The following is a 10,547-nucleotide window of genomic DNA, read 5'->3' as shown; positions in this document are numbered from 1 at the left end:
GCTAATTTTTTCAGATTCATCGCTATTACTTTCCTATCCAAGACATTGTTCTAAGGTCGAAGCATTGTGTTCTAGCAGGGTGAGATACGTCGGTGTTTGCTCGCCCAATGCATCGCTATGCAAGGTGCACACCTCAACGCCTTGATCGTGAGCCACCGATTCCAGCGTCTGGCTGCGGCTTGCTTCTCGCGGATCAATAAACACCGCAGGCACTTCTAAATCACGCAATGTTTGCTGCAGGGCGGCAACATCTCTTGGCGAAACCGACGTCGGCACCACACCGGCAACCTCTAAATCCATGGCCTGGGCAAGATAGCCAAAGCCATCGTGGGTGCTCAGAAGGTGCCGATGAGCTGGGGCGATGCCATCGATATGCTCATGCATGCGAGCTTCTACCTCATCCAAGCGCGCAATATATTCCTTTTGGCGCCCCGCATACGCTGCGGCGTTGGCCGGATCTTTTGTGCTTAACGCCTGGGTGATGATCTGCGCCATCGCGCGCGCATTGCTCGGATCAAGCCAGAAGTGCGGATCCACATCACCGTGGACGTGCTTGCCCAATACCGCCTGGTGCAGCAAGTACACCGGCTGCTGGGGCCTGCCTAAGAAGCGATAGGCCGGATCTGGCGGGATTAATTGCAGCGTTTGCGCCGGCACGGCAATCACCGCCTCATCTGGATTGGGCGCTTGATCGCCCACAAACCCCAAGGACGCAGTATCAAGATTGACGGTGATATCTTCATGGCCTTGATCCAGCACCGATAACCCTTGAGGTGCTACACCAACCACGAAGCGGAAACGCTGCGTGGCAATCGGCTGCGCTTCGCCTTCATCGGGAACGAATGCTGCCTGTAATTCCAGCTCATATTCCCCGGCCTTTTCAAAGGCCCAACTGACGTGGGTATGGGCATTTTCTGGCAGCGTAGCCACCAAGGAGGTGTCTTTGGTGCTCAGCAAACGCTCGGGGGCTCCGAAGGTGCCGGTAATAAAGGCCTCTAAAAACCCAGGGCCTTGGGCATCTTGAATGCGAAGCTCAACGTGGCCTTGTTCTGGCCTTTCGCCTTCTACCCTAAAGCCTAACCACACCGTATCGAGCGCCGCTTTTTCAATCAGCGGCAGATGATAGCCGCCGGCTTTGGGCAGTTCTTGGCCAATGACCACTTGCAGCGCACCGGGTTTGGTGTTGGCCTCTAATGCGCGGCCTAGGGATTGCTGTTCAAGCAATAAGCCATTACTGAGCACCACATCGGCATTGGCGATGGTGCGAATGCTGCTTAAGCGGGGCTCAAAAATATGAGGATCCGCCGTCGCCGGCATCACGCTATGCACATCTGCATCGCCACCAGCGATATTGCTGGCAATATCGGCGATGATCGGCGTGCTCGCTGCAACCTGCAAGCGCTCCTGCTCAAAGCGAGGAGCGCTACAGGTGGTGAGCAGGCAAAGCGCCAGCACACTCAACGTCTTGTTCATCTACCTAGAGCTTTTCCTTACGCGCTGCATACAGCACTGCGGCACCAAGGAGCAGCCAACCGGCACCGAGGGTCAAAATGGCACCGGTGAGCGGGCCGCCGGCGGTATTTGCCAACGATCCCCGGCCGGCACTTGCACCTGCAGCAGGAGGTACTGCCGCGCCTGCGGCAGCGGTGGTGGTGCAGGAATTGGAAACCTCGGAGCCGAAATCGAAGTGGCCATCATCGGCATTGCCTGCGCCATCGACAACAAAGTGCAAGGTGGCTTGGCCTTGCAGGCTCTGGCCATCGCCGGTGGTGGCCGTTTGGGTGATGGTCACGTCATACTGGCCGGGAGCATCAAATACCCAGGAGGGGTGCACGTGGGAGTTGTGTGGGATTGCCACCGAGCCACTAAAGCCGCTGGCATCGCCGTGGAACCAGGTGGTGGCTCCGCTTCCGCCGAGATCGCCGGGAACAAATACCTCCATCACGCCGGGGCCTTGGAATCCGGTGATTTCATAGGTCACCGACTCAACGCCTTGCTCAAGCAAGGAAGGCGCCTGAGTATTGGCGCCTAACCAGGGCACGCCTGCTTGCTGTACGCTGCCGATGGCCCACACTTTGGACCCTTGCGCGATGCTGCCAACGCTTTGCTGCGTGGTAGTTGCTGCGGCGCTGCCGAGGCCAAAGAGCAGCTCATCGGTGCTGCGCCACTGCCCTGGAGAGGTGCGGTCATCGCGGATCTTTGGTTCGAGATGCGCCTCGCATACTTCTTGTTCTGCCTCTGGGGCGGCTTCGGGCACATCGGCTACCGGCTGCGCTTCTTCTTGCGCCACCGGCTGTTCTACTGCATCGCCTACCTGCCAGGTGTAGGTGCGCGGGGCGGAACGAAGCCCACCGCCAGTTTGGGCCACGGCTACTTGCATGGTGTAGGTGCCTGGCTGTTCAAATAGCCAGTAGGCGTGGGTGTGTGCAGGTTCGGGCTGGGTGCGCACCGATCCGCTTTGCAGCTCTAGGCCAGTGTTGAGCAGTGGCTCGATACCACCGCCGAGGCCTGATTGGGTAAAGAGGAAAATTCTTCCTGGCCCTTCAACGCTTTGGAATTCCAAATCGATGGAGCCAAGGCCTGCTTGGGCTACGCCGAGGGTATCCCAGCCGGGCCAGAGCAGGTTGGGATCTTGGCTCAGTGGAAGGAGGTATCCGCCTAATTCGAGGCCTGGCACATTATCGCGGTATGCCTCTGGCTTTACCCGGAAGATGGCGCTTTCGGGCGCGCGCTGTACGTGCTGGCCGGTGATGTCTTCTTTGAGGTTCAGGTGGAGGCTGCTGCCATCTGAGCTGACGTTGAATGCATCAACGTGGCCGCTATCAAAAACGATGGGGTCTTGTAATTCTTGGGCCGAGGCCGGTTGGGCAAGAAAGGCCATCACGATGAGGGTCGTGAGTATGCCGATCAGCCTGCGAGATTGCAGCATCACTATACTCCTACTGAAAAGGATTCCTTTTAGCTAGAGTATGGCGGATCTTCAGCCTTGTTGCAAACTGTTTTCAGTTTATTGCCATTTAGGGGTCGAGCACCTCCGGCGGGAAGGCGGGCGAATGCGAGGTAGGCACCAGCGCCGCCACCGCCGACTCACGCGACATGCCGCACACCTGCAGCAGATCGACGATAATCGAGCGCGACTGCGCCAAAATCACCTGCGCGGACAGCACATCCGTTGCCACATCCACACCCACGCGCGCACCTAAGCCCCTAAGCCGCTTGACCAATTCTGGAATCTCCCTGGCCTCTTGCACTTTCCCAGGGCGAGCATATACATCGGCTAGGCGCTCAGTAATATCCGCCAACTCATCAATGATGGCGATCTGTTCATCGGTGACCTTATCCCCGTCTTCTGTAAGCACCTGCGCCCTGCGCGCCAACACGCGGGTATTGCGAATGACGTTATCCACCGGGGCAAGAATCCTGGCAAAGGAACGAACTCTACGTTTGGAGGCCCACAGCAGCGGCGACACCCTCGTATCTTCCTGGGCAGACTTTGCCGCCTCAAGCATCGCGTTGATGGCCCCTTGAGAGCCACGCACCTGCTTGAGTGCCGAATAAATCGAGGCATGATCACCGCGGGGCAAGGCGGCAGATACGTCTTTGAGCACCGAAGATGCCAAGCGCAGCACCTTCGTTACTTCACGCCTGCCACCAGCAAGCGGCGAATGTGGCAGAAGCGCCATCACCACGATGCCCACCACGCAGCCGATCACAGCATCAAACATTCGCTCCGGACCTGCGGCAGAACCGGGAGGCATGATCGTGGCAATCAAAATGGAGCCAATTGCCACCTGGTTAATCAGCAACTGGCTTGAAGAAAGAAACGTTGCCACCACCAAAGACACAAAGATAGCCAAAGCCATCTGCCAGGAGCCGCTGCCAATGCCTAAGATCAGCAGATCGCCCAGGCCAACGCCGAGGGAGCAACCAATGGAAAGCTCCACTGCCCTTTTGAGGCGATTACCGCTGGATAAACCGAGGATGATAATCGAGGACATCGGGGCAAAGAAGGGGCGCTCGTGGCCGAAGACCGAATGAGCGATCCAAAAGGCAAGCCCTGCTGCGATGGACGCCTGGATGATTGAAGAAAAACTCCGGCGCAAGCGCAGCATACGATTGTGCAAGGAGTGATCAATCTCCCTTAAGTACGCCGACGTCCGTGAGGTTTGCTTTCCCATACCCTCCGACTGTACCTACTCGGCAATCGGCGCCAAGGCCTCCATGGCCGATTCGCGCGAAAGCCCACAGACTTGCAGCAGATCCACAATCAGCGCGCGAGTTTGCCCCAGCATCACCTGAGCCGGCAGGACATGATCTAAGGCCACGTCTCGCCCGGCGCGCGCCCCGATCTCTTGGAGCTCTCTGCTCAAGATCGGGATTTCTGTGCTCTCATTGCCTTGGCCAAAATACAGCTCGCTCAAGCGATCACTCACGGTAGCGATGCGGTGCAAGAGGTGCAGTTGCTCCCCAGAGGGAGTATGCCCCAGTTCGGCTAAGTGGCGTGCGTGGCGGGCCAGCACGCGGGTATTGCGGATGGCGTTGTCTACTGGGTTCAGGATGCGAATCAGCGATTGGATCCTGTGGCGTTGGGTCCACAATAATGGCGAGACATTCAGGCTTTCTTTGCCCGAATTGGCTGCGGCGATCATGGCATTGATCTGGCCTTGCGTACCGCGGGCCTCGCGCAGAGCCTCGGCGATGGCGTCTGCATCCGCGCGTGCGGCAGCATCGGATACCTGGTGGAGCACCTGGCCTGTAATGCCCATGATTTTGGCGATCTCTCGGCGCCCAGAACGAAGGGGTGATTCCGGCACCACCGCCATTACCGCCAGGCCTACTACCCCGCCAATAAAGGCATCGACCATGCGGAAGGTGCCACCGGAAGTACCCGGCGGCAGGATCGTTGCCACCAGCACCGCCGCGAATGCGGCCTGATTAGCCAGCAACACGCCGCGATCGATCACCGTTGCCACGGCAATAGAAGCCATGACCGCCACGGCAATCTGCCAAGAGCCGGTGCCGACGGTGGCGATGAGCAGATCGCCTAAACCAACCCCGAGGCTAACGCCGATCACCAGCTCGAGGGAACGTCGAAAACGCTCCCCGCCGGTGGTGGATAAGACGATGACTGCGGCCATGGGCGCGAAGAAGGGCTGCTCATGGCCGAGTTGCATGCCCAGCAAATACGAAAGCCCGGCGGCAATGCCCGCCTGGATCACGTACAACCAATTCGAGCTGAGCCGAACCAGGCCTTGGCGCAGCCGGCTCATGCCTCGAATTCTTGCCCAGGTATTGGGCATTAGGCCGGGGTTACGCGGTGATCACCCGCGCGGGTAATAAAGCTGGCAGCCTGGCGGAATGGTGTGTCTGGGCTGAGCACATTATCGGTGTACCACCAGTTGGCTTGCACGGAATCTTCGCGCACCTCCACTGCCATATAGCCGTGGAATTCAAAATCGATGTACTTAAACCAGGTATCCGCGCTGCGCAAAATATTTGCGCCGGTGCGGGTGGTTTGGCGCGAAATTGGCTCCAGTGCCTGGCTGGGGGCCAGTGCTTCGTAGGCGCCTTGGGCGCTCACAGAGGGGGTAACAAATTCGGCTGCTGCCACTCGCGTGTCGCTTCCCTCGCGGTAGCCCTGGATATTGCGTGGAATTTCAGAGGCCCAGGAGGAGTGAATATCGCCGGTGAGGAACACGACGTTGGCGTCTTCAGCGATGGCGTCGATAAGCTGCTGGCGCTCGGCCATATAGCCATCCCACTGATCGTTATTAAGGGCAATGCCCTGCTCAGGCAGGCCGATCTGCTCGATCAACCAACGCTGCAAACGCTCGTCGAGCCCAGGGGGCAAGGTCATGGGCGCAAACATCACCGAATTAGCAATGACCTGCCAGCGGGCGTTGGAGGCATCGAGTTCCTCGCGGAACCATCCGAATTGATCCTGGCCCATCATGGTGCGTTGGGGATCATTGGATTCCAGCCCGAAGCTCGCCTTCTTATCGCGATAAGTGCGCAGGTCAGGAACGATGACGTCCATCAAAGGGCCGAAGGAGAAGCTTCGATATACAGGCTCGCTAGCTTTTCGACGCACCGGCATCCACTCCAGGTATGCCTGCGTGGCAGCGGCCCTCAAAGCCTCAATATCATCGCCTGGCTCAAAAGAATCGCCGGCGGCACCATCGCGCCACACATTATCGGCGAATTCATGATCATCCCAGATCGCAATCATGGGCTTGACCGCATGCAAATCAGCCAAATCAGGATCCAGGTGATACCAGCCCTGGCGGATGCGGTAATCCGTCAACGTGGTGGTGCGCTGCGGCGGTTGCACCTTGCGCACCTGCGTCTTGTGGGCACCGAGATACTCGCCGGTGGCGTACTCATAGGTGTAATCGCCCAGGTGAAGCACGAAATCGAGGTCCATGCGCTCTGCCATCGCGCGGTAGGCGCGGAAGTAGCCTGCCTCATAATTGGAACAGGACACCACACCGAAGCGAATGGCTTCTACTGCCTCTGCGGGGGCGGTAAGGGTATGCCCGGTGCGCGAAGTCTGATCCAGGGCATGGAAGCGATAGAAGTAGTGCGTATAGGGCTCGAGGCCGTCAACGTCTACCTTGACCGTGTGGTCACGTTCGGCACCGGTGGTGACTTCACCGCTGGCCACGATGTTATTGAAGGCATCATCGCGTGCCACTTCCCAGCGCACCGCGGTGGGAGCACCCACACCCGAACCGGGGGTGGCATCGGGCTGTGGGGTCACGCGCGTCCAGATAATCACCGAGTTTGGCTCTGGATCACCAGAGGCCACCGAGTGCTGGAACGCCCCCTCCTGCGCTTGGGCTCGTGCCGTGGTGTGGCTTACGGCTGCCACGGCAGAGGTCGATGCCGCAAGCTGCAAGAAGCGACGGCGGTTCAGTGCGAAGGACACGGGTTCTCCTTAGTTTAAGACGGTCACGGTACCATCGGCTGCGACGTTGATCTGCGCATTCATGGCTTTGGCCAGGTTGATCCGCTGCCATGAACCCTCTTGGTGATCCAAAGGCATTCCGGCAGGGCCTGCGGTTTGCACAAGGATCGAAGCCCTTTGATCGTAGCTAAGCTCCGGAAACACTCCTAGTAGCAGATCTGGAGCCTGCTTGGGCACGTTGATCGGCGCATCTTGGGAAGCAATCGGGGTAAAGCCATAATTCATGCGCTCGGTATATAGCGCTACCGCCCGATCCGGATCCATCGCCTCTGCATCCACGCACTCGCGTAGCGTGGCACCGCAGCGCCATTCCAGCTCCGCGCGGATCTCTTGGCCGACAAGCTTTAAGTTTTCGCGCATGCGCGGATCATTCCAACGATCCGCCGCGGCAGCATTGCCCGTCATACGTCCACCAATCACATCCAGGGGATAGTGCACGCCGAGCACCATGCGGTGATAGCCAGCCTCGGAACCGCGCTCGAGAAGCTGCGGGGCAGCCTCGGGCACGAGCACCGCCAACAGCGTGGTGGTCCAGGCGGCCTGGTTGGTGTGGCCGGAGGGGAAAGACTTTGAGGTGGGATAGATATCCTTGCCCTCTACGTCGTAGCGCTTGATCTTATCTGGGTGGGCAATATAGGGGCGCTCGTTAGCAAAGATGGCCTTTTCAATGAACGTGGAGCTCGCTAGCCCGCCCGCCCTGGCGAAAATGCCATCGAACATCATCTTGGTTTTAGGCAGGCGGCCTTCTGCAAGAGCATCGCGGAAATGCTGACCCAAGGTGGGACCGAAGGCATCGGCGAAGTGGCCAAGCACGCCCTCGGTATCCGTTGCGGCATCGCTTTGAGCCCTAGCAATGGTGTCTGGATCGGCGTAATTATTTACCTCGATCACCTGCTGCAGGTTGGATTCCATCACATCCGGGTACTCGGCATTCAGTGTGCGGAATTCTGAAACCACTTCGGTATAAACCCAATCCGGGTAGGAGCTACGGTCGGATTCATAGGGCAAGTAGGCATCAATACCGAAAGGCTCGGGCTGCGGAGCCGGTTGTGCATGGGCATGAGGGGCGAGGAGGAGCATGGAGCTGAAAAGCGCGACACTGAATCGGCGAAGCATTCTTTTTCCTTGAGGTTGGGGAGCAACTCTGAAGGTATTGTTTCGCGCCTTGAAGGCCTCCGCGAGCGATCACCCCCGCTTGAGCATAAAAAAAGACCCCCGAAGGGGCCTTTTTCTTCTGGCTACTTGCTTACAGTGGTGCCAACAGAGTGCAGATCGCGGCAAGCCTCGATCACGCGCTCGGACATACCCTGCTCAGCCTTCTTCATGTAGGAGCGGGGATCGTAGACCTTCTTGTTGCCCACTTCGCCGTCGATCTTGAGCACGCCGTCGTAGTTAGCGAACATGTGGCCAACCACGGGGCGGGTAAAGGCGTACTGAGTGTCGGTGTCGACGTTCATCTTGATCACGCCGTAGCGCAGTGCCTCTTCGATCTTTTCCTTCTCGGAGCCGGAGCCACCGTGGAAGACGAAGTCGAAGGGCAGTGCATCATCGCTGAGGCCCAGCTTCTTGCGGGCAACCTTCTGGCCTTCAAGCAGCACCTCGGGGCGCAGCTTGACGTTGCCTGGCTTGTACACGCCGTGGACGTTGCCGAAGGTGGCGGCCAGCAGGTAGCGGCCATTTTCGCCGGTGCCCAGGGCATCGATGGTCTTTTCAAAATCCTCAGGGGAGGTGTAGAGGTTGGCGCCAGCCTTGGCCTCAACGCCGTCTTCTTCGCCACCGACGACACCGATCTCGGCTTCGAGGATGATGTGTGCGGCCTTTGCCTTTGCCAGCAGTTCCTGGGCGATCTCGAGGTTCTCATCGATCGGCACTGCGGAACCATCCCACATGTGGGACTGGAACAGGGGCAGCTCGCCGCGGTCGACGCGCTCCTGGGAGATGGCCAGCAGCGGGCGGACGTACTCGTCCAGCACTTCCTTCTGGCAGTGGTCGGTGTGAAGCGCCACGTTGATGCCGTAGTTCTTTGCAGCCTCATGAGCGAATGCAGCGAGTGCCACAGCGCCCTTGACCTTGTTCTTTACCGCCAGGCCGGAACCGAACTCGGCACCGCCGGTGGAGAACTGGATAATGCCGTCGGACTCAGCTTCTGCGAAGCCCTTGAGTGCGGCGTTGATGGTCTCGGACGAGGTGCAGTTGATGGCCGGGAAGGCGAAGCCGCCTTCTTTGGCGCGGTCGAGCATCTCGTTGTAGACCTCAGGAGTTGCGATAGGCATATAAGTGACCCTCCAGTCGAGCGATTCAGTCTGTCACTATGTAAGTATGCCAGCGAAACTGCTGTCCCGCTTGTCCGTTTGCTAAAAATCACGCCCATAAAGGGAGAGAAATCCCACACATTCGGGCATGGACAAACACTAAGCGGGCACTTCGGACACGCGAGCTGCTGCTTCGAGCAACATCCAACCGGAAAGCTGCACCGAAAGGTCGCGCTCGTCAATGCGCACCACGCGCACAATATCTGAAAGCGACGATCCCCCAACACCGAAGTTACGGGGCAAACGGGCATCCTCGGTCCAGTCGGTGGGGAAAACCGGCAGCCCATCCACTTCAAGGCGGTGAGCCCACACACTTTCAGCGGAAGCCAAAATCAAACGGCGCGCAATCTTCTTGGTTGCAATATTGGCGTCATTATCTTCGGGGATTCGCATTACCAAATCCGCCAAATAGCGCACGAGAATGCCCTTAAATAGGCCACCATCGCCATCGCCCGTCTTCCAATCAATCACACCGCTATTGGTGGCCATCTCCTTTGCCACGGCGTGAACTAAGGAACGCGCATGGGTGAGATATCGCACGGAAGCCTCATAATCGCTTTCGCGCAGTGCCTCTGCAATCTCAATACACGCGCCAATCACCACACCCTGGCAATAGGGGTGCGTTGGCTTGACCACCTTTGGGCCTTCCATGCTCATGCGGATGCCATCCATAATCAGGCCATTGGGCGCTAGAAGATGATCGATCATCCAATCCACCAGGCGGCGGGCGGTAGCAATATCGCCATTGCGCGCGGCCATGATTGCCGCCGGACCATTGGTGGGCACATTAAAGAAGTGCTCGCCTTCGCGCCACGGCAACACACCCGTGGTGGGGTCGACGCCGTCCATAATATTGCGCTCAAGCTCGCGCAAATATTTTGGTTTGCTCTTCGATTCCAGCTTGCGCACGCGCGCTAAAGCAAGCGCCAGCCAGAGCTTATCGTCGTAATACTTATTGCGGGTCAAACGACCCAATTGGCGCACACGTAACCCTAAGACGGTGCGACGGATACGGGTCTTGCGCACCTTTGTGCCGCGGCGCGTGGCTGCGTCGACAAGGCAATCCAAATAGTGCGCCTGCCACCAATAATGCCAGCGGTAGTGCAGCTTCTCTTTGGTATTTGGCGGCCAGGCCACTACGGCGAGGTTGGTCTTGGGCAAAAGCCACAGTGTCTGCGCATGGCGCTCATTGATGGCCTGCTCGGCAAGATCGGCTCGATGCAACCACATTTCGGGCACAACAACCTCATTCCATCAGGTATAGACAC

Annotated in this window: 8 protein-coding genes; all 8 read right to left on the bottom strand. The window is 58.4% G+C overall.

Annotated features, from left to right (window positions below; all coding sequences use genetic code 11):
- Positions 1–33: 33 nt before the first annotated feature.
- Positions 34–1,473: an anchored repeat ABC transporter, substrate-binding protein gene (locus CPPEL_RS01280; protein ID WP_123959406.1), complete on the bottom strand. Its 1,440-nt coding sequence runs from the start codon at positions 1,471–1,473 to the stop codon at positions 34–36.
- A 4-nt stretch (positions 1,474–1,477) separates the two neighbouring features.
- Positions 1,478–2,929, bottom strand: coding sequence for a choice-of-anchor M domain-containing protein (locus CPPEL_RS01275; protein ID WP_245990522.1), 1,452 nt, complete (start codon positions 2,927–2,929; stop codon positions 1,478–1,480).
- 88 nt (positions 2,930–3,017) lie between these two features.
- On the bottom strand, positions 3,018–4,112 hold the full coding sequence (locus tag CPPEL_RS01270) for an FUSC family protein (protein WP_245990521.1): 1,095 nt from the start codon (positions 4,110–4,112) through the stop codon (positions 3,018–3,020).
- An 81-nt stretch (positions 4,113–4,193) separates the two neighbouring features.
- Positions 4,194–5,270: an FUSC family protein gene (locus tag CPPEL_RS01265; RefSeq protein WP_123959400.1), complete on the bottom strand. Its 1,077-nt coding sequence runs from the start codon at positions 5,268–5,270 to the stop codon at positions 4,194–4,196.
- A gap of 29 nt (positions 5,271–5,299) precedes the next feature.
- Positions 5,300–6,928 carry an alkaline phosphatase D family protein gene (locus tag CPPEL_RS01260; RefSeq protein WP_123959398.1) on the bottom strand — a complete coding sequence of 543 codons (1,629 nt, stop codon included), beginning with the start codon at positions 6,926–6,928 and terminating at the stop codon, positions 5,300–5,302.
- 9 nt (positions 6,929–6,937) lie between these two features.
- A complete protein-coding gene (locus CPPEL_RS01255) occupies positions 6,938–8,083 on the bottom strand; it encodes an acid phosphatase (protein WP_123959396.1) in 1,146 nt (381 codons plus the stop codon).
- A 122-nt stretch (positions 8,084–8,205) separates the two neighbouring features.
- On the bottom strand, positions 8,206–9,240 hold the full coding sequence (fbaA, locus tag CPPEL_RS01250) for a class II fructose-bisphosphate aldolase (RefSeq protein WP_123959394.1): 1,035 nt from the start codon (positions 9,238–9,240) through the stop codon (positions 8,206–8,208).
- A gap of 138 nt (positions 9,241–9,378) precedes the next feature.
- Positions 9,379–10,509 carry a glycoside hydrolase family 76 protein gene (locus tag CPPEL_RS01245; protein WP_123959392.1) on the bottom strand — a complete coding sequence of 377 codons (1,131 nt, stop codon included), beginning with the start codon at positions 10,507–10,509 and terminating at the stop codon, positions 9,379–9,381.
- Between the last annotated feature and the right edge of the window lie 38 nt (positions 10,510–10,547).

Origin of the sequence: Corynebacterium pseudopelargi (genome assembly GCF_003814005.1) — a bacterium.
Lineage (GTDB): Bacteria > Actinomycetota > Actinomycetes > Mycobacteriales > Mycobacteriaceae > Corynebacterium > Corynebacterium pseudopelargi.
Note: the sequence above shows the minus strand (reverse complement) of the source record. Positions and strands in the feature narration are given on the sequence as shown.

What these genes read in the sequence shown, in the direction of transcription:
- CPPEL_RS01275 (WP_245990522.1), bottom strand. Translation starts at nt 2,929, where the DNA reads ATGCTGCAATCTCGCAGGCTGATCGGCATACTCACGACCCTCATCGTG.
- CPPEL_RS01265 (WP_123959400.1), bottom strand. Translation starts at nt 5,270, where the DNA reads ATGAGCCGGCTGCGCCAAGGCCTGGTTCGGCTCAGCTCGAATTGGTTG.
- CPPEL_RS01270 (WP_245990521.1), bottom strand. Translation starts at nt 4,112, where the DNA reads ATGCTGCGCTTGCGCCGGAGTTTTTCTTCAATCATCCAGGCGTCCATC.
- CPPEL_RS01255 (WP_123959396.1), bottom strand. Translation starts at nt 8,083, where the DNA reads ATGCTTCGCCGATTCAGTGTCGCGCTTTTCAGCTCCATGCTCCTCCTC.
- CPPEL_RS01280 (WP_123959406.1), bottom strand. Translation starts at nt 1,473, where the DNA reads ATGAACAAGACGTTGAGTGTGCTGGCGCTTTGCCTGCTCACCACCTGT.
- CPPEL_RS01245 (WP_123959392.1), bottom strand. Translation starts at nt 10,509, where the DNA reads ATGTGGTTGCATCGAGCCGATCTTGCCGAGCAGGCCATCAATGAGCGC.
- fbaA (WP_123959394.1), bottom strand. Translation starts at nt 9,240, where the DNA reads ATGCCTATCGCAACTCCTGAGGTCTACAACGAGATGCTCGACCGCGCC.